The organism is Streptomyces sp. NPDC002144 (assembly GCF_053593695.1).
In genome coordinates this window covers 33,609-56,429 of record NZ_JBSFDB010000011.1, presented here as the reverse complement: position 1 = coordinate 56,429, position 22,821 = coordinate 33,609, and the positions used below count along the sequence as shown (strand labels likewise).

Below are 22,821 nucleotides of genomic sequence, written 5' to 3'. Positions count from 1 at the left end.
GATGTGTCGTACTCCACACTGGGGTGCGGTGCCTGAGTCCTCGGAGCGCGGCCGATCCGTCCCACACGGGTCCTACACCCCCGCGGTTCCGCTCATCGCGTACGGGACGGACAGCGGCGTGGCCGCCGACTCCGCCCCCGAAGTACCGCTGCCGTACCCCCTGGCAGCGATCATCCTGGAGGTCGCCCCCGTGCAGACCCAGACCCTCACACAGACCGACATCAGTACGGACGGCACGGAACCGGACGCGGAGACCGACGTCCTCGTCGCGGTCCCCCCGCAGACCCGTGTCGTGCACCACCCCGAGGCGGATCCCGTGGAACCCGAAGGGCCGCCAGAGCCGGCCGAACCGCCCGCCGAGGCGCTGGAGGCCGCCGAGGCCCCCGAACCGGCGGAGACCACCGCCGCGGAGCGCGCCCGCGCCGACACCGGCGGCCCGTCCTCGGACCTGTTCCGCCAGTACCTGCGCGAGATCGGCCGTATCCCGCTGCTCACCGCGGCCGAGGAGGTCGAGCTCGCCCGCCGGGTCGAGGCAGGTCTGTTCGCCGAGGAGAAACTGAGCAACACCCCCGACCTGGACAGCCAGTTGGCCCTCGACCTGGACCGTCTGGTGGTCATGGGCCGCATGGCCAAGCGCCGGCTCATCGAGGCGAACCTGCGGCTGGTCGTGTCCGTGGCCAAGCGGTACGTCGGCCGCGGGCTGACCATGCTCGACCTCGTCCAGGAGGGCAACCTCGGCCTGATCAGGGCGGTCGAGAAGTTCGACTACGCCCGCGGCTACAAGTTCTCGACGTACGCCACCTGGTGGATCCGCCAGGCCATGTCGCGGGCCCTCGCCGACCAGGCCCGCACCATCCGGGTCCCGGTGCACGTCGTCGAGCTGATCAACCGGGTCGTCCGGGTCCAGCGCCGCATGCTGCAGGAGCGGGGCTACGAGCCGACCCCGGAAGAGGTCGCCGCCCATCTCGAACTCCCGCCCGAGCGCGTCAGCGAGGTCCTGCGCCTGGCCCAGGAACCGGTGTCGTTGCACGCCCCGGTGGGCGAGGAGGACGACGTGGCCCTCGGCGACCTGATCGAGGACGGCGACGCGACCTCACCCGTGGAGTCGGCCGCGTTCCTGCTCCTGCGGGAGCATCTGGAGGCGGTGCTCTCCACTCTCGGCGAACGTGAACGCAAGGTCGTCCAGCTGCGGTACGGGCTGGCCGACGGGCGTCCCCGGACGCTGGAGGAGATAGGCCGGATCTTCGGGGTGACCCGGGAGCGGATACGGCAGATCGAGTCCAAGACGCTCAACAAGCTCCGGGATCACGCCTTTGCGGATCAGCTACGGGGCTATCTGGATTGATGCCGGGTGCGGGTGTGTGGGGGCTGGTCGCGCAGTTCCCCGCGCCCCTTGGGCAGGACCAGCCCCCGGATTTATCAGTCCACCTCCGCCACAGCCTGCGCGAACTGGGCCTTGTAGAGGCGCGCGTACGCCCCGTCCGCCGCCAACAGCTCGGCGTGCGCGCCCTGTTCGACGATCGAGCCGTTCTCCATGACGAGGATCGTGTCCGCGTCCCGGATGGTCGACAGCCGGTGCGCGATCACGAACGACGTACGCCCGTGGGCGAGTTTGGCCATCGCCTTCTGGATCAGCACCTCGGTACGGGTGTCGACCGAGGACGTCGCCTCGTCGAGCACCAGGATCGTCGGGTCGGACAGGAACGCCCGCGCGATGGTGATGAGCTGCTTCTCACCGGCGCTCACGCCCGTGCCCTCGTCGTCGATCACGGTGTCGTACCCGTCGGGCAGCGTCCGCACGAACCGGTCCGCGTGGGCCGCCCGCGCCGCCTCCTCGATCTCGCCGCGGGTGACCTCGCGCGAGGCGCCGTACGCGATGTTCTCCGCGATCGTGCCGCCGAACAGCCAGGTGTCCTGCAGCACCATGCCGATCTGGGCGCGCAGTTCGTCCCGGGACATGGTGGCGATGTCGACGCCGTCGAGGGTGATGCGCCCGCCGGAGACGTCGTAGAACCGCATGAGCAGGTTGACCAGGGTCGTCTTGCCGGCGCCCGTCGGGCCGACGATCGCGACCGTGTGCCCGGGCTCCACCTTGAGCGAGAGGTCCTCGATCAGCGGCTTCTCCGGGTCGTACCGGAACGACACGTGCTCCAGCGCCACCCGCCCGCGCAGCTCCTCGGGCAGCGCGCCCGGCAGCGGATCCGCCTCCTGCTCCTCCGCGTCCAGGAGTTCGAAGATCCGCTCGGCCGAGGCGACGCCCGACTGCACCAGGTTCGCCATCGACGCGACCTGCGTCAGCGGCATCGAGAACTGCCGCGAGTACTGGATGAAAGCCTGCACGTCACCGATGGACAGCGCGCCCGAGGCGACCCTGAGACCACCCACGACCGCCACCAGCACGTAGTTGAGGTTGGAGACGAACATCATCAGCGGCTGCATGATCCCGCTGTTGAACTGCGCCTTGAACCCCGCCTCGTACAGCGCCTCGTTCTGCTCGGCGAACTGCTGCGCCGACTCCTCCTGTCGCCCGAACACCTTCACCAGGGTGTGCCCGGTGTACATCTCCTCGATGTGGGCGTTGAGCTTGCCGGTGGTGCGCCACTGCTGCACGAAGTGCGGCTGCGACCGCTTGCCGATCCGGGTGGCCACCACGAACGACAGGGGCACGGTCACCAGCGCGACCAGCGCCAGCAGCCAGGACACCCAGAACATCACCGCGAGCACACCGATGATGGTCAGCACCGAGTTGATCAGCTGGCCCATCGACTGCTGGAGCGTCTGCCCGATGTTGTCGATGTCGTTGGTGGCGCGGGAGAGCACCTCGCCGCGCTGCCGCTTGTCGAAGTACGACAGCGGCAGCCGCGACAGCTTCGCCTGGACGTCCTCGCGCAGTCGGAACATCGTGCGGTTGACGCTGCGGTTCACCAGCCTCGTCGCGAACGCCATCAGCAGACCGGCGACCAGGAACGTGCACAGCGCCAGCAGCAGGACCCGGCCCACCGCGTCGAAGTCGATGCCCTTGCCGGGAGTGAAGTCGGTGCTGCGGAGCATGTCGGCGATCTGCCCCTGGCCCCGCTCCCGCATCGAGGCGAGCACCTGCTCCTTGGTCGCCCCGGCCGGCATCTGCCGACCGATGATCCCGGAGAAGACCAGGTCGGTCGCCCTGCCGAGGATCTTCGGCCCGATCACGTTCAGGCCCACGCTCACGACCACGCACAGCAACAGGGCGTAGATGGTGAGCCGTTCCGGCTTGAACTGGGCGAGCAGGCGTTTGCCCGACACCTTGAAGTCCATCGAACGGCTGTCGGGACCGCCGCCCTGGCCCATCATCCGCGCCATCGGCCCGGCCATCAGGCAGCCTCCGCTTCCGTCAGCTGGGAGAGCACGATCTCCCGGTAGGTCTCGTTGCCGGCCATCAGCTCGTGATGGCGGCCGGTGCCGACGACCCGTCCCTCGTCGAGGACGACGATCCGGTCGGCGTCGCGGATGGTCGCCACCCGCTGGGCGACGATCACCACGGTCGCCTCGGCGGTCTCCCGGGCGAGCGCCGCCCGAAGCGCCGCGTCCGTGGCGTAGTCGAGGGCGGAGAAGGAGTCGTCGAAGAGGTAGATCTCCGGCCGCTGGACGAGCGTGCGCGCGATGGCGAGCCGCTGGCGCTGGCCACCGGAGACATTGGTGCCGCCCTGCGCGATCGGCGCGTTGAGCCCGCCCTCGAGCCTGCTGACGAACTCCTTGGCCTGCGCCACCTCCAGCGCGTGCCACAGCTCCTCGTCCGTGGCGTCCGGATTGCCGTAGCGCAGGTTGGTCGCCACCGTCCCCGCGAACAGGTACGGCTTCTGCGGGACGAGCCCGACCGTCTTGGCCAGCAGCTTCGGGTCGAGGGTGGACACCTCCGTGCCGTCGACCAGGACCTCGCCGTCGGTCGCGTCGAACAGCCGGGGGACCAGGCCGAGCAGCGTCGACTTGCCGCTGCCGGTCGAGCCGATCACGGCGGTCACCTCACCGGGCCGGGCGACCAGGTCGATCGACTTGAGCACGGGCTCCTCCGCACCCGGATAGCGGAAGCCCGCGCCCCGGATCTCCAGATGCCCGTGCCGGCGCAGCTCGACGACCGGCGCGCTCGGCGGCACGACGCTGGAGTCGGTGTCCAGCACCTCCTCGATGCGCTCGGCGCAGACCTCCGCGCGCGGCACCATCATGAACATGAAGGTGGCCATCATCACGGACATCACGATCTGCATCAGATAGGCGAGGAACGCGGTCAGATCACCGATCTGCATCCCGCCGCTGTCGATGCGATGCGCGCCGAACCACACCACCGCGATCGACGACAGGTTCACGGTCGTCATGACCACCGGGAACATCAGCGCGAGCAGGTTGCCCGTCTTCAGCTGCATCTCGGTGAGATCGGTGTTCGCCTTCCGGAACCGGTCCTTCTCGTACTCGTCCCGCACGAAGGCCCGGATCACCCGGTTGCCGGTGATCTGCTCCCGCAGCACCCGGTTGACGGTGTCCAGACGGACCTGCATGGCCCGGAACAGCGGCCGCAGCCGCCGTACGATCAACGTCACGCAGATGCCCAGCGTCGGCACCACGGCGACCAGCACCCCGGACAGCGGTACGTCCAGGCCGAGCGCCAGCACGATGCCGCCCACGCACATGATGGGCGCCGACACCATCAGGGTGAACGTCATCAGGGCCAGCATCTGGACCTGCTGCACGTCATTGGTCGTACGGGTGATCAGCGAGGGCGCGCCGAAGTGGCCGACCTCACGCGCCGAGAAGGACTGCACCCGGTCGAACACGGCGGCCCGCACGTCCCGGCCGAGCGCCGACGCGGTCCGGGCGCCGTAGTACACGGCCCCGATGTTGCACACGACCTGAGCCAGCGAGATGCCGATCATCAGGGCACCGAAGGAGAGGATGTAGCCGGTGTCGCCCTTGACGACACCGTTGTCGATGATGTGGGCGTTCAGCGTGGGCAGGTAGAGGGTGGCGCAGGTCTGCAGGAACTGCAGCAGCACCAGCACACCGATGGGTTTCTTGTACGGCCTCAGATAGGTCCGCAGTAGTCGTATGAGCACGCTACGTCTCTCGGAGTCGGCGATGGGGCGGGTTCGTTGCCCGTGGCCCCTATCGTCGGACACTCCACCCGCGTTACCTCAACCGATTAAGCCGACAGCAGTCCTCTTTGTCGTCCTACGGGCGGAACGCGCCAGGGTGTGTCTGCTCTCTGACCGAAACGTACTGCTGCCGCACCGCCTGTCCCACCGCCAGCTCCTCGCCGGGCTCCAGCACCTGCGCCGCCGCACCCTGCCAGGCCGGCGGGGTGCGCGGATCGAGCGTGCCCTGCGAGACGCCGAGCGCCCACGCGGCCTGCCGGGCGGCCCCGATCGCCGCGTAGTCGGCGGGCTGCGGTACGACGACCTGCGCGCCGAACAGCGCCGGCGCCGCCGCCTGCACGGCCGTCAGCTCGGCGGCCGCCCCCAGCAGGAAGATCCGCCGTACCTCCACGCCCCGCCCGCGCAGCACGTCCAGCGCGTCCGCGAGCCCGCACAGCATGCCCTCGAACGCGGCCCGCGCCAGATGCTCGGCCTTCATCGACTCCCGCCGCAGCCCCGACAGGGTCCCCGCGGTGTGCGGCAGATTCGGCGTCCGCTCACCTTCCAGATACGGCAGGAGTACGAGGCCGTGGGCGCCCGGCGTCGACTTCATCGCCAGGTCGGACAGGCTCTCCAGATCCGGCAGCCCGAGCAGTTCGGCGGTCCCGCGCAGGGTCCGTACGGCGTTCAGGGTGGTGACGACGGGCAGATGCATGCCGGTCGCGTCGGCGAGGGCGGTGATCATCCCGGTGCCGTCGACCAGGGCCTCCGGGTGGACGGCCATGACGGACCCCGACGCGCCCAGCGACACGACCGCGTCCCCCAGCCCGATGCCGAGCCCGAAGGCGGCGGCCATGGTCTCGCCGGTCCCGGCGGAGATCAGCAGCCCCTCCGGCGTCGTACCGGCCGCCTCGGCCGGGCCGATCACCTCGGGCAGCATGGCCTGGTGACCGAGCGCCAGCTCGATGAGGTCGGCGCGGTAGTTGCCGGTGGCGGCCGACCAGTACCCGGTCCCGGAGGCGCCGCCCCGGTCCGTGGTTCTCCTCACAGGCCGCCCCAGCAACTGCCAGACCAGCCAGTCATGGGCCTGCATGAGGATCGCGGTGCGCAGGGCGGCGTCGGGCTCGCTCTTGGCGAGCCAGCGCAGCTTGGTGACGGGCTGCGCCGCCTGCGGCACGCACCCCACGGCCTGCGCCCACGCCTCCCGCCCGCCGAGGGCGTCGATGAGATCGGCCGCCGCGACCTGGTTCCGTCTGTCCGCGCCGACCATCGCCGGGCGCACGGTGTTGCCCTGCGCGTCCAGCGGGACCACGGCGTTCTGCTGCGCGGACACGCCGATGGCCTGCACGCCCTCCAGCAGACCACCGCCGGCCGCCTCGCCGAGGGACAGCAGCCAGGCCTGCGGATCGACGTCCGCGGGGCGGTCGCCGTCCACCGGATGCGGGGCGTACCCCTGCCTGAGCACGGCGCCCGTGTCCGTGTCGCAGACGACGATGCGAGTGAAATCGGGCGAACTGTCCAGCCCGGCGACTATCCCCATGGCGGAAATTCTATGGGCCGCCCGCCATGGGGGTGTCGGCCGCGGGGCTGTGAGCCGTGGGGCCGAGTGCCGCGGGGCTCTGCGCCCCGGGACTTCGTGCCCCAGGACTCTGTGCCCCGGGACTTCGTGCCCCGGGGCTGTGTGCCGTCGGCTGTCGGGAACCTAGGTATTGCTGGTACCCCAGTCGTCCTGGCCCGTCCCGTTGGTGTTGCGGTCCCTCAGGGATCGCACCCGCCCGGCCACCGACTCCGGCACCCGGTCGACGACCTTGTCGCTGACCGTGTGGTAAGCCTTGCCGGCGAACTGGCGGCCCTGCTGGGCCGCCGTCTCGGCGGTGTTGCGGACGGCCGGGTTCTGGGCGACCTGGCGTGCGGATTTCTTCAGCTGCTCGTAGCGTTCGCGCCCTGCGCGTGTGCCGAGCACGTAACCCAGAGCCAGGCCGACGACGAACGTGAGCTTGTAGCGCATGGAGGCCACCCTTCCCTCGTGTAGGTCGGCGCCGGGGGAACCGATTGGCGGAGCACCCCCCTGCTTGCGCTAATGTATGTGTCGCAGCGAGCGCCCGCCCCCTGGCGAATACCCAGGTAGGTACGTTCGATGCAACGAGGCATTCCTCCGTAGCTCAATTGGCAGAGCAGCCGGCTGTTAACCGGCAGGTTACTGGTTCGAGTCCAGTCGGGGGAGCTCGGTCCTCCGTAGCTCAATTGGCAGAGCAGCCGGCTGTTAACCGGCAGGTTACTGGTTCGAGTCCAGTCGGGGGAGCATGCTGAACGAGGGCCCCCGAAGGGGTCCTTTTTCATGCCCTCACCCCCGCCCCGGGAACCGCGCAGGTCACGGCGGAGTCCTCAAGGGCATGCGAAGTCGCCCCTGCGAAGCAGGAGATCGTATGAGCGGCTATGCTGCGGCAGACGGCGCGCACACATGTACGCGACACGCCGTACGGGGCGGTAGCTCAGCCGGTTAGAGCAGCGGACTCATAATCCGTCGGCCGTGGGTTCGAGTCCCACCCGCCCCACTTGTGCAGGCTTCTGACCTGCGGAAACGTTCATTTTGTCCTGTCGGATCGTCAACTTTGCCTGAACGGACTGAATCCGCTGCTCGTGAGTTTGAGGCCCCCGTCGGTCTCTGTCAGCGGGTGGTCGCCTGACCTGCAGGAATGCGTGCAGACGTGTGGCTGAGGGGACCTGTTTTGCTGGGGCGCGCTGCGGTAGGGCCATGAATTGAGGCCAGCCTGAGGCCGCTGGTAACGAGTGCAGTGTCGTTGATGGGTCTGTGCTCCGGCCGGCGACCCGCCGCCCGCCGGGGGCTGGTCTTCGCTGGTGAGGGTCGTTTGAGCGGGCGTGCGGGTGGCGTTCAATGGCTTACAAGCCGCATCTGCCGGCGGTGAGTGCCGTAATTGCGCACTCGGCTGCGTGCCGTGCTGCGAGTGCGGAGGGGAAGAGTGCACAGCTGTGAGAGGCACGGTCGGCCGGTCCGCTGGTGATCCGCCACTGCCAGGCGGGTCGTGCGGCGGGCAGTGACGGGTGGTCCCAGACGGGTGCCGCAGCCGGGGGAGCGTTCTGCGTCGTCTGGACCAGCACGTCGTACCTCACCCCGCGGCCCACTGCGGAGGCGGCATACCTCCCGCCGTTGTCGTGAACGGTCCAGTCCAGAGGTGTCGGGGTCGACTCCGACACCTCCAGGACGGCGTCTGCGAGGTCGGCCAGAATCCGGTACAGCGCGGCCCGTACCGCCTCGCTGTGGCCTCGGCCCCAGCGGCACGGGGACCGTTCGGCGACCTCCTGCGTGAGGGTGCGCACGGCGAGTTCGTCCAGCGAGTCTCCGGCGCCGGGATTTGCTTCCGTCAGGACTGCGGCAGCGCCCCGCGAGAGATCGTCCCGGGTCACGGCGGTGCCGCGGGCCAGTTCCCACAGGTCGGCCGGTCCGAGGTCGTCGACCGTGCGCCGGATGCACAGGACGGCCGTGTCCGAGGGGGCCGGGATTTCGGCGTTCAAGAGGCCCGCGCGCACGTCCGTGGCCGCGCACACATCGCCCGGTTCGAGCACGCCCGGCGGCACCGACCCCACTGCCTGGAGGACCCGCTCGTGGATACGGCGTACGGGATGAGGCTCGTCGGGAGGTGCCGGTCGTCCGACCAGTGCGCAGAGGGCGTCGAGCAGGTGCGCCGGCGGAACCCTCAGGTTGGTGCACGCCCGTGTCAGACGACCGGCCATGGTGATCAGACGTCCAGGACTGCCAGGGCGTCGATCTCGACGAGCAGGCCCGCCGGGAGCTGCATGTAGACGGTGGTGCGGGCGGGGAAGGGCTCGCCGACGGCCGCGGCGTACGCCTCGTTCAGATCGGCCAGGTGGGCGGGATCGGTAAGGTACACGCGCAGCATGACGACGTCCTCCAAACCCGCGCCGGCCGCCTTGAGTACGGCGGTGACGTTGCGCAGCACCTGGGTGGTCTGTTCGGCGACCGTGGTGCCGACGACCTCGCCGGTATCGGGGTCGAAGGGAAGCTGCCCGGAGACCTGCAGGACGGGGCCCTTGCGGATGCCCTGGGACAGCGGCGCCGGCAGGGAGGGTGCGTTGTCGGTGGTGATGACGGTTCTGGTCATGGTGTTCCTCGAAGAGGGTGAGCAGGCGACGTGCAGGTGCGGGGTCAGTTCCAGGCTTGGCGTTCCTGGCTGCGGGGGTCGTCGGTCTGGGTCCACTCGGCGTCGATGCGCATGGTGGCCCTGCGCTCGGTGTCGTAGGGGTCCCAGCCGGGGTCGCCGGTCCTGGCGAACCGGATCCAGGTCTCGTGTACGCGGGTGGCGAGGTCCGCAGGGGGCTGGTCGGGGCCGAGCAGGGCGCCCGGGCCGTTGAGCTCGGGCCGGTCCGCGAGGTCGAAGACGAAGGGCAGCTCGACCGCGTGCGTGGCGCCGAGTTCTCCGTCCAGGGCCTTGGAGCGCCAGGCGAACTCGTAGGCGTAGGTGGCGGACTTCGGGTGGGCGGCGTGGGCGCCGGCGAGGGCCCGGCTGCCCGCGCCGAACAGCGCGTCGGCCATGATGGCGGACCGTAGCTCGGCGAAGGACGCATCGGGGCGGGACTTGCGGTAGGTCTCGACGAGTTGCGCCGGATTCGAGTGCGAGCGCGCCGCCGCCTCGTCGACGTCGGCTGCGGTCGAGGTGGCGTACTTGCCCACCGGGACCAGGTAGAGGTTTCCCTCTTCGGTATTGGTGCCGACGAGCAGGTCGACGTCGGCGCTCAGGCCGGCGGCGACGGATTCGGCGGGCTGTGTGTCGAGGACCAGGCTGAAGGGGCTGAGGCCGATCAGCGGGTCGCCGTGGGTTGCGGTCTGCAGGTCGATGCCCGCGAGTTGGGAGGCGGCCTCGACCAAGCGTTCGTCGGAGATGTCCGCGAAGGCGTCGACGTGGGGCTCGATGCCCAGGGCATCGGCCGCCGCCTTGGTGACGCGGGCGGCCTGCTCGGTGGTGAACGCGCCGAGGCCGCTGCCGCTCTGGACGATCGCGCGGCGGAACAGGCCCGCGGCCTCGGGGGTGGCGAGAACGCCGCCGACCGTGGTCGCCCCGGCCGACTGGCCGAAGAGGGTGACGTTGTCCCGGTCACCACCGAAGGCGGCGATGTTCCCCCGCACCCAGCGCAGCGCGGCGACGACGTCGAGCAGGCCGCGGTTGGCGGGCGCCCCGGGGATGTCGAGGAACCCGGCTATACCGAGCCGGTAGTTGAGGGTGACGAGGATGACGCCGTCACGGGCGAACGCGGAGCCGTCGTACAGGCTGGACCGCGTGGATCCGGCGACGAATCCGCCGCCGTGGACGAACACCATGACCGGCAGGTCACCGTCCTGCGCGGCGGCGGGCGTGAAGACGTTGACGGTGAGGTAGTCCTCGCCGCGGCTCCAACCGGCCCCGAAGTAGGGGGACATGTCGATGCTGCCGAGCTTGCGCTCGGACTGCGGGGCATTGGGTCCCGGCACGGTGGCATCCCGCACGCCGTCCCACGGCTCGTGCGGCTGCGGCGGCGCGAATCGGCCGGCGCCGCGGGGCGGAGCGGCGTAGGGGATGTTCAGGAAGGTGAGGGTGTCACCCTGGCGCAGGCCGCGGACGGCTCCTTGAGCGGTGGTCACGACGGTGTCGGGGTGGTGGCTCATGTGTCGTTCCTTTCCGCAGGCCTCAGGCCTGCTCGGTGTACGGGGCGAAGGGCGCCCAGCCCCGGATGGCGAACTTGTCTCCCTCGCGGACGACTTCGGCGGCGCCGTGGCCGCCCAGGTGCGCGGGGATGACAAGGGCGTTGTTGTCGACGGCCCAGCCCAGGAGCTTGCGGCGGGTGGCGCGGGCTTCGGCGGGGTCCTCGCAGAAGCAGCTGTTGGCGTCGGGCTCATGGATCTGGACCGGGTTGTGCAGCATGTCGCCGACGAAGAGGGCTCGGTCCGATCCGGACTCCAGCGTCAACACCGACGAGCCCGGGGTGTGGCCGGGTGCGAGGTCGAGGCGCAGGTTGCCGTCGATGCGGTGGCTGTCCTCCCAGAGCTGGGTCTGGCCGGCCTGGTGCACGGGGGCGACGCTGTCCTCGAAGACGTTCTGGTTGCCGCGACCGAGCAGCGGCTTGTGCTCGTTGGCGGGGTTCCAGAAGTCGAAGTCCGCCTTGGGCATGAGGTAGGTGGCGTTGGGGAACGTCGGCACCCAGCTCCGGCCGTCGAGGTAGGTGTTCCAGCCGACGTGGTCGATGTGCAGGTGCGTGTTGATCACGATGTCGACGTCCTCGGGGCGGACCCCGGCGCGGGCGAGGTTGCCCAGGAAGTCGGTGTTCAGACGGCTCCACACGGGCGCGTACGGGCGGTCCTTGTGGTTGCCGACGCCGGTGTCGACCAGGATGGTCCTGCCCTCGCTGCGCAGTACCCAGGTCTGGATGGCCGAGTTGACGATCCGGGTCTCGGCGTGCAGGAAGTCCGGAACCAGCCAGGAACGGTGGGCCTCCCACGCCTCTGCCGGGCTTTCCGGGAAGAACGCCTCGGGCGTCATGTCAACAGGGCCGAAGTACTCCCAGACACGGGTCAGCGTGACATCGCCCAGGGTGATGGTGTCCACGATTCTCTCCAGTTCGATCGAGTCCGCGTGCTCGGGCCGCGGGCGCGGGCGACACACGGATGAGCGGCTGCTCATGACGGGTACGGGGTGCGGCGCCCCTGCGGGGCCGAAAGCACCGGTGGCGCTGTGACCGCGGCCGCGGCGCCTCGGGCCTCGGGCGGTCCCGCCAACGAGGCCCGACGCAGGCATCGGACCGTGGGGCTTCGCCGATGGAAACAGGACCGCCCGGTATGCATCCCGTTCCGTGGACGACCCTGCTCAGCCATGGTGCGTCGCGTGGGGTATGCGGCGGTATGAGTCACGTGACTGCACCTGGACGCAGCGTCCTCGCCGCTGGTCCGGAGGCAACGCGAAAGCTCGAGGGGCCGTACATGGATCCATGGCGGTGCACGGCCCTGTGCCCTTCCGCGCCAGGCGAGCAGGCACCACTGCGACGGGAGGCCCGATCCTGGTCCTTGCCCTGTGCTCTCGGACGAACAGGGTCGTTCAGGCCTCCGTGCGACGGGCCTGCAGGCGCCCAGGTACCGCGCGGTGCACGAGCAGCGCGTCAGAGCCGACCCCGGTGGTCGCGGGACTGCGTCAGCCGCTGTGGCCGGCCCTGAGCAAGCACGGGAACGTCCCCTGATCACCACCGGCGGAACCGCGCGCTCAGCAGGCGGCTGCTCGTCCGGGGCTGTTCGCGGTGTCCGCGGCACCCGCTGCGTGATCGGCCGGGCAGATCCTTGCCGACGGGCCAGTGTGCGCAGCGGTCGGTGAGATCGGAGCGGCAGCGTCCGCGGCTCGGCTGTGCAGCGAGGGGACCTCGCCGCCTGCCGGCGGGGCCGCGGTGTGTGGGACAGCCGGCGGGGCCGGGTCCGAGGCTTGTGTGAGCGCGATCAGGGCCATGTCGAGACGGTCGATGTGGAGCAACAGGCGCTGCTGCGGCGACGATCGGCCGCCACGCATACGCGGTTCGTCGGAGAGCAGGGCCAGTGCTCTGGCGACCTTGGGGTGGGCCGAGGGGGAGGTGCTGCTCGGCCGACGAGTGGCGAGGCGGATCAGGTGCGTCGCCCTCCCCTGGGCGCGGTCGGCCGCCGCGGTGACCCGGGTGGCGTACTCGGCGTCGTCGACGAGCGGGAGGCGCCCGGCCACGGCAGCCAGACTTCGTGCGTGGTAGGCCCCGGCCTCCATCAGTTCCAGCAGGTGGCGTGCGCGATTGCGAGGGCCGCGCTGGGGATTGAGCGGGTGGGTGAGCGGCAGTGAGGCTTTGCGGTAGGACTCCAGTGCCCGGTCGAGATCATGGGCCGCGCGTATCAGGCTCGTCGTGGCGCCGGTGCTCAGGCTCCGCTTCGTCGCATCCAGGAGGCGTCTGAGGACCAGCAAGAAGTGGACCAGTTCCTCGTCGCTGGCCCGGCGGACCGTGAGGGGCAGCACGACAACGGTGGCAAGGACGCCGCAGGAGACTCCCAGCGCGGTCTCCTGCACACGCAGGACGAGCACCTCCGTCGAGAATGCGTCCAGCAGCGCGAGCAGCATGCTCAGCCCGCCGGTGATGAAGAACGTCACCGCCCAGTAGGCGTCGGACGGGGTGTAGAACATCCCGAACATGCACACCAGCAGTAGCACCAGGAGCAGCGGGCCGTACGGTCCGACCAGGGTGGCGAGGCCGTAGCCGAACACCGCGCCGAGAACTGTGCCCGCCAATCGGCGCGCGCTTTGCAGCAGGACCTCGCCAGTGCTCTCGGTGTTGATGAACACGACCCACGTGGCCACGACGGCCCAATACCGGTGGTCCGGGGACAACAGGTGACCGCCGAGCATGGACAGCGCGGAGGCGGCGGTCACCTGGAAGGCCTGCCGGGTCGTTCCCCGCTTGCGCTCTTCGGAGTCCGCAGCGCGGTACCCCCTGACACTGAATGCTCGTGTCTGCGGTGTGACGGGCGTGTGCGGATCCGTCCCGGTCACCACCGGCGAGCTGACGCGCGGACCGAGAAGGCGCACAGCCGCGGCCAGCTCGTCGAACCCGTGAAGACAGTCCTGCAGTGACGCGGATGCGGCCGGCAGGACCGCCGGGGCGTCAGCCCGTTCCTGCCGCCGGGGGGCGGTAGCCGTTCCCGAGGTGAGCTGGTGGCGGAGAGCTCGGATTCGTGCCGCGAGCCGTTGCCGTGCGGCCTGGTCCGCGGGATTCTCGGAAGCCGGTGGTGTACGGGCCGCGCGGACCGCGAGTACGGTCAGCCGCTGGGCAGCCACCTCCACGCGGGAGATGTGCCGCAGGATCTGGCCGTCGGTGGCCTCCTCGACCGCGCGCTCACCGAGAAAGTCCTCGATCAGGAGGACGACCACGTGCAGCCTGTCCAGACGGCGCTCCAACGACAGACTCAGTGCGTCGGCGTCCTGCCCGGCGGTGAGCAGGGCAGCCGTGTCCCGCAGGACGTCGCGCAGCCGCCCGTCGAAGGTGCCCTGAAGCCGGGAGAGGACACGCGACGCCGTCATGAATCCCGGGCAGTAGTGAACGGCCACGACGGCACCGAACGCGACAAGGACAGCCGCACCCATCTGCGGAAACTGGACCGCTCGGGCCCCGGTGAACTGCGACAGGAAGAAGCCCATGAAGCCGAAGATGCCCACGCCCTGCGCTCTGGCGCCGTACCGGCGGGCATGGACGGCGACGTAGATCAGCAGCAGGAACATGATCCCCGCCGCGACCGGGTACGGCGCCAGCACGGCTCCGGCGGCCAGGGCCGCGAGAAAGAGCGGAGCCCCGAGTCCCAGCGTGATGAGCTGGTTGCGCGGGTGCAGGTCGCTGATGGCCAGCGAGGTCACCATCGCGGTGAACCCGCCGACCAGCAACGCCGTGTTGGACTGCTCCAGGGCCGCCAGGACAGTCAGGGACGCGGCGGCGCCGAGGACGGCGCGCATCGCGGAGGCGAGACGCATCAGCCCGGGGTCGACGGCGGCGAAGCGGTCCCACACCGACGCCGCCTTCTTTGCCACCATGACGGTCTCCGTACATCCTTCCGTGAGCGGACGAGGCGATCGCCGGCCGACGGCGTGGGGCCGTCGATCCCTCCTTCGTCCGCCGCGGCGAACCGAGTGCCGATGAGGAAGGGGCACCGGAGGCCCTCGACGGGCCGATGCCGCGTCACCAGTCTCGGCGGGTCGGCAATCCGTCGGGTATGCGTCAGGTGACTGCTCTCCGAGGGGTGCGGCGGAGCGGTCGGGCAGGGCCCTCGGCCTACGGTCGGCCTGTGCATCCGCGCTTTCTCGGCGAGCGGTGCTGAGTACAACACCAGACCGGGCCGCCTTCCGGCCGGGTCAGCTGCGGCCGAAACCCGCCCAGTCCTTGATCTTGAAGGTGCTGCCGCGGCGCTCCACCTCGGCAGCGCCGTGGCCAGGAAGGTGAGCGGGCAGGACTGCTGGCTGTTCAGATCGGCGGACCACTGCGGGTGTGGCTCGGTCCAGCCCTCAGGCTGCCGCTGCCCGCACCAGCCGTCGTTCCCGCGCGCCGGCAGGGCGGCGACATGCGGCGGGCAGCCGACGGCTGGGCAGCCGTGGATCAGCTCAGGCCACGCGGCTTGGCCGAGGTAGGCGGCCAGAGCACCGCTCACGGCGTCTGCTGGTTCTCGTGTGCGGCCTCCAGGACGACGGCCAGTCGGTCGGCGACGTGGGCCGAGCAGCAGCCGAGTTCCACCAAGCCGCGCCCCATCACCGGGTCGCTGCCGCGGACGGACGGCAGGGTGACGCCGTGGAGCGCGAGGGCGGCGATGAGGCTCACCAGTACCAAGGCCGACACTCGACGATCACCGGCACGCCTACCGGGGCTGACCCCTTACCGTTCAATCCAGCAGCAAGCTCCAGGCCCGGCGTGCCCTGCCCTGTCACCGTCTGCGGGGCGTCGTAGGCGTCGATGTGGAAGGCGCCCTCCTGCCGGGCATGGTCCTGACTGGCTGCCAGTGCGTCGGCGTAGAAGCCTTCGGTGCGGCGCAGGCGTGCGCCGAGAGATTCGATGACGTCGGTCTTGGCCTTGGGTGAGAAGTCGGGCACGAACACGGTGGCGGGCAGGCCCGCTTCGCGCGCCGACCAGGCCACGGCGGCCCCGTGGTTGCCTCCCGACGCGCAGCAGACGCCCGCGGCCGGGGCGCCGCCTTCCGCGGCGCGGTGTCCAAGTCCAAGGGAGCCGGAATACCTCTGAGCGAGGATCGACACGTCGGTCGTATCGTCAGGCGTGGCACGCGACGAGGTGAACGTGTTGGGCAGGTCGGCCGAGGGGGACACGCTCGGACTGTGGTCTCCACGTGGCGGCGGAAGATGTCGGGCCGCGCGTAGTGGCCGACGGGGCGAAGCCGTAGCGAGAGCGCGGGACCAGTGCCATGTCGAGGTCCGCGGTCAATAGGGCCTCCTGATCCAGGACGGGCCCGGCCGGCACTTCGCCCAGCGGGCCGGTAATGCGGCCCACCCCGGGAGATGAGTTGCGCTGGGGCGTCACCGTACGGCGTGGGGTGGTCCAGGGGGAAGTCCCTCGTGCGCAGGCGATCGAGGTGGTGCCCTCACAGGCGGGACCGAAGCACTCCCGGGCTTAGTATCTGAGCAGTCTCAATTCCTGGAGCATCCGTGGAAAGTGGTGGAAGGGCTCAAGGGAACCAGGGCCCGGCACGCGATCTTGAACTGCCGATGGTGGGCCGGGAAACCGAGACCGCGAAAATCATGCGGCGGGTCGCCGCCGACCGGTCCCACAGCGAGGTGTTGATCCTCACGGGCGACCCCGGTGCCGGCAAGAGCGTGCTGCTCGACTTCGTGGCCGACCACGCCCGGCGCGAGGGCGGGCGGGTGCTGCGAGCGGTTGGCAACGAGTCCGAGGCGCACCTCGGATTCGCGGGTCTCCATCAGATGCTCCGCCCGGTGCTCGGCGACCTGGACGGCCTGCCGCCGCGGCAGCACTCCGCGCTCCGGACCGTCCTGGGGCTGGAGGAAGGCACCGAGGCCCCCGATGGCATGCTCGTCGGTCTGGCGGTTCTCACCCTGCTCTCGGACCTGGCGGAACCGGCGCCGCTGCTCCTGGTGGTCGATGACGCCCAGTGGATCGACCGCGCATCGCTGGACGTTCTCTCCTTCGTGGCCCGGCGCATGGACAGCGAACCCGTCACACTGCTGGTGGGAGTGCGCGCCGCGGCTGCGTTGCCCGGCTTCGACAAGGGATACGAGCGCCTCGAGATCGGTCCGCTGAGCAGCGACGCGGCGAACCGGCTGCTCGACCAGCAGCCGACACCGCCCACCGGCCGGACCCGCATGCGAATCCTGCAGGAGGCGGCCGGAAATCCGTTGGCCCTGGTCGAACTCGCCCGCGCCACCGCGACCCAGCAGCCCGACGGCAGCCGCGTGGAGGGCCCACTACCGGTCACCGAGCGATTGGAGCGGATCTTCGCGGAGCACGCGGAGTTCCTGCCGGAAGCAACTCGCCATCTCCTGCTGCTGCTCGCGGCTGCTGACGCGACGGACGCGCCGACGGCATCTCGGGGCCTTCCCGAGGCCGACGACAAGGCGTGGGTACCCGCGGAGCGGGCCAGTCTCGTACGCCAGGACGGCACCCGGATCTCCTTCCGCCACCCGCTCATCCGCTCGGCCATCTACCATGGCGCGTCCTTCGAGGAACGCAGGCAAGCACATCTCGCTCTCGCGCAGCTGCTGAGCGAGGAGCCCGACCGCCGCGCCTGGCACCTCGCCGCCGCGACCACGCGTCCCGATGAAGACGTGTCGGCCGCCCTGCAGCAGACGGCCGACCGAGCGCGGCGCCGGGGCGGCTATGCCGCCGCTGCCGCCGCTATGGAGCGCGCCGCACAGCTGAGCCCGCGCCGCGCGGACCAGGCGCGGCTGCTGACCGAGGCCGCCGTCATGGCCGTCTTCACCTGTCAACTCGGCTGGGTGGAACGTTTGGCCGCCGAGGTCCGCAAGCAGAGTGACGACCCGGCACTGATCAGCAGGGCCTCGCTGGCCGCCGGGCAGCTCATGACCCTGCGTCGGCACCATGCGGCGGCCTTCGCCCTGCTGAGACGTATCGCGGACGAGGCGGCAGCCGCCCACTCGCCCCGCGTGCTGGACGCGCTCGCCGCGGCCGCAGTGGTCCGCTACTACTCGGGCGAGGAGTCTCAGCACCGACAGATCGAGAACCTGCTCACCGCCATGCCGGACTCCACCGCCAGGGGCGCCCTGCGCGCCTGGGTACTGGCCGTCTCCGACCCCAACGGCGCGCGAGCCTTTCTCGCCCCGGCGCTGCCCGCACTGATCGCCGAGGCCAAGGACGACGCCGGCACTCTGACCGCGCTGGCCATCGTGGCCTGGATCCTGGACGAGACCGCCCTGGCCGCCAGGACCTTCGATGAGGCGTCCGACCGGTGGCAGGCCCGTGGCTCGCTGCCCGACGGCCTGGCATGCGCCGTCGGCTGGGCCTATCTGGAGCAGGGCCGGTGGGCCGAGGCCCGCTCGGTGGCCGCCGAGATCTCGGTGGTGGCGTCAGTGGCCGGGCTGGACCACGCCGAGGCGTGTGCGCGTGCGCTCGACGCGACGGTGCTCGCGCTGCTCGGCGAGCCGACCGACGCGCGACACCGGGCCGAGCAGGCGCTGGTCCTCGTCGACCCGCTGGAAAGCCGCTCCGTCGCGGTCTTCGCACATCGCGCCATTGGCCTGGCGGCAGTGGCCGAGGGCGACTACGACACCGCGTACACGCAGTTCCGCTCCACCTTCACCGACGACGGCGATCCGGTCCACTATCACGTCTCCTACACCGTCCTGGCCGAACTCGCCGCGGCGGCCGTCCGCCGAGGAAGGCAGGAGGAGGCCGCCGAACTGCTGGAGCGGTCGGCGCGGCGTCTGGGTACGGGCGCCTCGGCACGGATCACCGCATTGCTCGACCGAGGCCGCGCCCTGCTCGCTGAACCGGAGCACGCGGAACCGTACTTCCAGTCCGCACTGGCGGACGACGCGGGCGAGCAGTGGCCGTTCGAGCGGGCGCAGACACGGCTGGACTACGGTGAGTGGCTCAGGAGGCAACGTCGTATCGCCGAGGCTCGCCCGCTGCTGACCGCGGCACTCGACACTTTCCAACGGCTCGGCGCGCGCCCATGGATCGAGCGGGCGAAGGCAGAACTACGAGCCGCGGGCATCGAGGCCGCCGACAGCGTAGTACCCAGCGCCTTCACCGAACTCAGCCCCCAGCAGCAGCAGATCGTCCAGCTCGCGGCCCGCGGCCTGACGAACCGTGAGATCGGAGAGAAACTCTTCCTCTCGCCGCGCACGGTCGGTTCCCACCTCTACCGGGTGTTCCCCAAACTGGGCATCACCGCCCGGTCACAGCTCCGCGACGTGGTCGAAGGCACCCTGTCGGGCGCCGGCGCCCAGATCTGAGATCGCCGGCCCGTACACGGAAGAACTCGTCGGACGGCCTGCGCGGTGTGCCGCACGCCCCTCACCACACTGTCCAGGAGATGGCCGCCGCGTCCGACATCGTCGCTCTGTGCGTCAGCACCGACGACGTCCTGCACCTGGTCACCGGTGGACCTCCCGACGGCCTGCGGCCCGGTTCGGTCGTGGTCAACCACGGCACCGGCATCCCCGCAAACGCCCTGGAACTCACCAGGATCTGTGCGGCGGCCGGCGTGTAGGTCCTGGACGCACCAGTCAGCGGAGGCCGTCCCGCTGCCGAGGAGCGGCGGCTGACCACCATGGTCGGCGGACCGCAGCCGGTGGGAGAACGTGCGAGCCGGTGTTCGCGTCGTTCTCCCGCCACGTCGTCCACCTGGGCGAGGCGGGTGCAGGACAGACCGCGAAGCTGTTCAACAACGCGCTGCTGATGATGAACCAGGCCGCGATCGCTGAGATCGTCGACCTGGCCGCCCAGCTGGGCATGAATCCGGCACGGCTGGTCGACGTGCTCAGCTCGGCAGCGCCTCCAGTGCCGCTGACCTTGCGCCGGTATCAATGATCTACATCGAGGCCATCGCGCACAGGGAGGAACGACCCGTCCGACCGTGAACTCCTGCACGGCTGGGCGGTGACCTCGACGCTGGAGCGGCAAGCCGGGAAGCCGGGACTTTGCGTATCGGTAAGGGACTCGGCTGCGCGCGGGTTCAGCCCCCGTCCATGAGCTGGCAGGATCGTCCTCCGTCTCTGGAGCACGATCCTGTCGGGCCTCATTGAGGCCGAGTTGAGGCCGCAAGGACAGGAACAGACTGACAAGGGCTGACTGGCCCCAACATGGATAACCGTATCTGACCTGCGAAAACGTCAAGGATGAGCGTTGATCGGCAAGGACCGTCAAGATCCTCAAAGGACGAGCGGCCCTCGGCGAACAGGGTGTCCTGTCACGCCCGCTGCATCGGTCTGGGGCGGAGCGTCTTCCCCGGCGATTCAGTGCTTCCGGAGAACAGCCCACCGGATGCCGGGGCCTCCCCGGCCCGGGTGCTCCGGACACACCGACAGCCGTACGGGGAGTTCACCGAACTGACCCCTGGCTGGAGCGCCGTGATCGAGCTCGAGGCTCCCGAGGGCACGGACCTGTCCTGGGTGCAGCCCATGGCCAACCTCCGAGTGGCCCAGATGGAGGCATCCAGAGAGTGACTGGCACCGAGCCTGAGGGGCGTCTGCAAGTGGAGATCGTGTACGAGCGGCCGTCGGCGAACAAGGTGATCTGTCACGCCCGCTGCGTCAGTGTGGGGCGGAGCGTCTTCCCCGGCGATGCGGTGCTTCCGGTGGACGGCCCGGTGGATGCCGGGTCTCCGCCGGCCCGGGTGGTCCGGATGCACCGGCCGCCGTTCGGAGAGTTCTCCGAACTGCCCCCGTCTGGCACGCCGCCGTCGATCTCGAGGGCCCCGAGGGTGCAGACCTGTCGTGGGTCCAGCCCGACGTGAACCTCCGAGTGGTCCCGCCGACGACCGGCACGGAGCAGGGGCAGGCAGGCTGAGCATCGCCTTGTCGATCCATGCTCATCTTGGCCATTTCACCAGGTCACTCCTGGCATCGTTGTCGACTGCGTTCGGCCCGCCGCAGGGAGCCCGTGTGTCCCCTTCCCATCCCGTCGCTCAGCGACGGCAGTTCCCGACCGTGCGGCACTTCGCGCACCTGGTCTTCCTGCTTACGGTCGCGGGCACTCTCGTGCGGCTCGTCGAGCTGAACAGCGAGTTGTGCTGGAGGGTCGCACCGGCTACCGCCGCCCTCGGCCTGCTCTACATGGCCGGGCCGGCCCGCTGGGACCGTTTCGGTGCCGCGGGACGGCCGGTCTGGCTGTGGACGCTGGTACTTCTGTGGGCCTGGACCTCCTGGGAGATCCCGGTACCACTCGCCTTCGCCTACACATGGCTCGCTGTTCCGCTGGCGGTGCTGGCACTGCGGATGCCCGGGCGCGGGGTGACGGTCGCGACGGTGGGCGCGATCACGGCCGGGCTGCTCGCCTCGCTGGTACGGATCGGCGGCGTCGACGCCGATGTGCTGGGGCCCCCGCTCGCCGCCCTTGGCGCCACCGTCGTCCTCTACCGTTCCCAGCAACGTTTGAACAGCCAACTGGAGTCCACACGCGGTGAGTTGGCGAACCGTCAGCGTGAGGCCGGACGGCTCGCCGAGCGGGCGCGAATCGCCCGGGACCTGCACGACACCCTCGCTCAGGAACTCGCGGGCAGCCGCATGCTCCTTCAGGCCGCCGAACGGGACTGGCAGCGCAACCCGGACGCCGCCCTGCGCCAGGTGCGTGCTGTCTCCCAGGCCCTCGGCGCGCACCTGGAGGAGACCCGGAGCATCATCAGAGACCTCACACCGCCCGCCCTGGAGCGGGACGACCTGGAAACCGCCCTGCGCGGGCTGTGCACCCGCCTGCAGTCCGCCACCACCGCACCGCACGTCGCCTTTCGTGCGGAAGGAGCACCTCACCTCCTACCCACCGAACGTGCCGTGACGCTGCTGCGCGTGGCTCAGGGCCTGCTCGCCAATGCCCGCGAACACGCCCGGGCGACCCACGTCCATGTCACTCTCACCCACGGGGACGGCTGGGCGGCTGTCGAAGTCCGTGACAACGGACGGGGCTTCGACCAACGGATCGCTCAACCCGTAAGCCCGAACCGGGGGTTCGGACTGGTCGCCGCCAGGGAACGCCTGAGCTCCCTCGGCGGCACGCTCACCGTCGACAGCACCCCGGGCTACGGCACCAGCGTCCGGGCCGTACTGCCGGTGGCCGACCGCGACCTGGTCGGCGCCTCGTGACCGAGAAGACGCTGCGGGTGCTGATCGTCGACGACCACACCGTTGTACGAGCCGGTCTGCGTGCTCTTTTGGAGGGCGAGCCAGGCCTCGATGTGATAGCCGAGACGGGCGATGGCAGGGAGGCCGTACGGCTGGCCCAGCGACTGCGGCCCGACGTGGTGCTCATGGACCTGCGGCTGTCGGACGGCGCAACGTCGGACGACGGCTTCAGCGGGATCGAGGCGACACGCCGTATCACCGCCGCCGCACCGGGCGTCCATGTCGTCGTGCTGACCAGCTACAGCGGCCGTGGCGATGTCGTCCGCGCCGTCGAGGCAGGCGCCCGGGGCTACATCCTCAAGGCCGGCCCGCCCGAGGAGCTGTTCCGTGCCGTGCGCGCCGCAGCTGCCGGCGGCATGGGCTTGGCCCCCGAGGCGGCGGCTCGCCTCGTGGGTCGGCCCGCCGAACCGGGGCCCGTGTTCACCGATCGTGAGTCCGAGGTCGTTCGACTGCTCGCCGAGGGGCTCAGCAACCGGGCCATCGCCTCGGCCCTGTTCGTCACGGAAGCCACGGTCAAGACCCACCTGGTCAGGATCTATCGCAAGCTCGGCACCGAGAACCGGGCCGGCACGGTCAGTGAGGCTGTGCGGCTAGGACTGCTCGAACTGGACGTGGGCTGACCGTTCGGGGGATACCGCGTGCAGCTCCGTGGCCGTGCTGATCAGCAGGACGCAGAAGCACTCCGGACGCCGTCGAGATCCACGGAGCAGCCGGCCCCTGTCATGCGTCGTGCCAGACCGGACAGACGGTCGGAAGTGTCGGCCACGAGCAATGACGAGCCAGGTGCCGTGCCGGGCCGATCCCTCACCTGACTCAGGACGGCCAGAAACATTCCCAGCACG

At 70.2% G+C, this 22,821-nt stretch carries 18 protein-coding genes and 3 tRNA genes; 10 read left to right on the top strand and 11 right to left on the bottom strand.

What is annotated here, in order from left to right; translation table 11 throughout:
• The first annotated feature begins 28 nt into the window (after positions 1-28).
• On the top strand, positions 29-1,345 hold the full coding sequence (locus ACWCQ1_RS18465; RefSeq protein WP_133041140.1) for an RNA polymerase sigma factor: 1,317 nt from the start codon (positions 29-31) through the stop codon (positions 1,343-1,345).
• A gap of 74 nt (positions 1,346-1,419) precedes the next feature.
• Here the strand turns inward: ACWCQ1_RS18465 and ACWCQ1_RS18460 are convergent, their stop codons facing one another.
• The 4 genes from ACWCQ1_RS18460 to ACWCQ1_RS18445 form a co-directional block, all read right to left on the bottom strand.
• Positions 1,420-3,351: an ABC transporter ATP-binding protein gene (locus tag ACWCQ1_RS18460; protein ID WP_451026907.1), complete on the bottom strand. Its 1,932-nt coding sequence runs from the start codon at positions 3,349-3,351 to the stop codon at positions 1,420-1,422.
• A complete protein-coding gene (locus tag ACWCQ1_RS18455) occupies positions 3,351-5,084 on the bottom strand; it encodes an ABC transporter ATP-binding protein (protein WP_133041142.1) in 1,734 nt (577 codons plus the stop codon). The genes ACWCQ1_RS18460 and ACWCQ1_RS18455 overlap by 1 nt, the downstream gene beginning before the upstream one ends.
• Before the next feature lie 115 nt (positions 5,085-5,199).
• Positions 5,200-6,642: an FGGY family carbohydrate kinase gene (locus tag ACWCQ1_RS18450; protein ID WP_133041143.1), complete on the bottom strand. Its 1,443-nt coding sequence runs from the start codon at positions 6,640-6,642 to the stop codon at positions 5,200-5,202.
• A 162-nt stretch (positions 6,643-6,804) separates the two neighbouring features.
• Positions 6,805-7,110, bottom strand: a complete 306-nt coding sequence (locus tag ACWCQ1_RS18445; protein WP_133041144.1) for a YtxH domain-containing protein — start codon at positions 7,108-7,110, stop codon at positions 6,805-6,807.
• Positions 7,111-7,253: 143 nt separating this feature from the next.
• On the opposite strand from ACWCQ1_RS18445, the gene ACWCQ1_RS18440 reads away from it, so the two are divergent.
• The 3 genes from ACWCQ1_RS18440 (at position 7,254) to ACWCQ1_RS18430 (ending at position 7,657) form a co-directional block, all read left to right on the top strand.
• Positions 7,254-7,326, top strand: a tRNA-Asn gene (locus ACWCQ1_RS18440).
• A gap of 5 nt (positions 7,327-7,331) precedes the next feature.
• Positions 7,332-7,404 (top strand) — tRNA-Asn (locus ACWCQ1_RS18435).
• Between the two features lie 179 nt (positions 7,405-7,583).
• Positions 7,584-7,657, top strand: a tRNA-Ile gene (locus ACWCQ1_RS18430).
• Positions 7,658-8,003: 346 nt separating this feature from the next.
• Here the strand turns inward: ACWCQ1_RS18430 and ACWCQ1_RS18425 are convergent.
• From ACWCQ1_RS18425 to ACWCQ1_RS18395, 7 genes are all read right to left on the bottom strand, one after another.
• Entirely contained in the window at positions 8,004-8,855 is an 852-nt protein-coding gene (locus ACWCQ1_RS18425; RefSeq protein ID WP_451026906.1) for a hypothetical protein, read from the bottom strand.
• 5 nt (positions 8,856-8,860) lie between these two features.
• Positions 8,861-9,244 carry a RidA family protein gene (locus tag ACWCQ1_RS18420; RefSeq protein ID WP_358593453.1) on the bottom strand — a complete coding sequence of 128 codons (384 nt, stop codon included), beginning with the start codon at positions 9,242-9,244 and terminating at the stop codon, positions 8,861-8,863.
• Between the two features lie 44 nt (positions 9,245-9,288).
• Positions 9,289-10,782: a carboxylesterase/lipase family protein gene (locus ACWCQ1_RS18415; protein ID WP_451026905.1), complete on the bottom strand. Its 1,494-nt coding sequence runs from the start codon at positions 10,780-10,782 to the stop codon at positions 9,289-9,291.
• Positions 10,783-10,804: 22 nt separating this feature from the next.
• On the bottom strand, positions 10,805-11,719 hold the full coding sequence (locus ACWCQ1_RS18410) for an MBL fold metallo-hydrolase (protein ID WP_451026904.1): 915 nt from the start codon (positions 11,717-11,719) through the stop codon (positions 10,805-10,807).
• Positions 11,720-12,367: 648 nt separating this feature from the next.
• The gene (locus ACWCQ1_RS18405) at positions 12,368-14,695 is read right to left on the bottom strand and encodes an FUSC family protein (protein ID WP_358593456.1); all 2,328 of its coding nucleotides are present in this window, start codon (positions 14,693-14,695) and stop codon (positions 12,368-12,370) included.
• A gap of 607 nt (positions 14,696-15,302) precedes the next feature.
• A complete protein-coding gene (locus ACWCQ1_RS18400; RefSeq protein WP_358593457.1) occupies positions 15,303-15,473 on the bottom strand; it encodes a hypothetical protein in 171 nt (56 codons plus the stop codon).
• Positions 15,470-15,973 carry a pyridoxal-phosphate dependent enzyme gene (locus tag ACWCQ1_RS18395; protein WP_358593458.1) on the bottom strand — a complete coding sequence of 168 codons (504 nt, stop codon included), beginning with the start codon at positions 15,971-15,973 and terminating at the stop codon, positions 15,470-15,472. The genes ACWCQ1_RS18400 and ACWCQ1_RS18395 overlap by 4 nt, the downstream gene beginning before the upstream one ends.
• A 396-nt stretch (positions 15,974-16,369) precedes the next feature.
• Between ACWCQ1_RS18395 and ACWCQ1_RS18390 the strand changes: the two genes are divergently transcribed.
• The 6 genes from ACWCQ1_RS18390 (at position 16,370) to ACWCQ1_RS18365 (ending at position 22,599) form a co-directional block, all read left to right on the top strand.
• A complete protein-coding gene (locus tag ACWCQ1_RS18390) occupies positions 16,370-19,096 on the top strand; it encodes an AAA family ATPase (RefSeq protein ID WP_451026903.1) in 2,727 nt (908 codons plus the stop codon).
• A gap of 80 nt (positions 19,097-19,176) precedes the next feature.
• Positions 19,177-19,353: an NAD(P)-binding domain-containing protein gene (locus tag ACWCQ1_RS18385; protein ID WP_358593460.1), complete on the top strand. Its 177-nt coding sequence runs from the start codon at positions 19,177-19,179 to the stop codon at positions 19,351-19,353.
• Between the two features lie 3 nt (positions 19,354-19,356).
• Complete coding sequence (locus ACWCQ1_RS18380) at positions 19,357-19,542, top strand: NAD(P)-binding domain-containing protein (RefSeq protein ID WP_358593684.1); 186 nt, start codon at positions 19,357-19,359, stop codon at positions 19,540-19,542.
• Entirely contained in the window at positions 19,455-19,673 is a 219-nt protein-coding gene (locus tag ACWCQ1_RS18375) for an NAD-binding protein (protein ID WP_451026902.1), read from the top strand. Before ACWCQ1_RS18380 ends, ACWCQ1_RS18375 begins: the two co-directional genes overlap by 88 nt.
• Before the next feature lie 1,073 nt (positions 19,674-20,746).
• On the top strand, positions 20,747-21,940 hold the full coding sequence (locus tag ACWCQ1_RS18370) for a sensor histidine kinase (protein WP_451026901.1): 1,194 nt from the start codon (positions 20,747-20,749) through the stop codon (positions 21,938-21,940).
• A complete protein-coding gene (locus ACWCQ1_RS18365) occupies positions 21,937-22,599 on the top strand; it encodes a response regulator (protein ID WP_390667784.1) in 663 nt (220 codons plus the stop codon). Before ACWCQ1_RS18370 ends, ACWCQ1_RS18365 begins: the two co-directional genes overlap by 4 nt.
• Positions 22,600-22,821 lie beyond the last annotated feature (222 nt).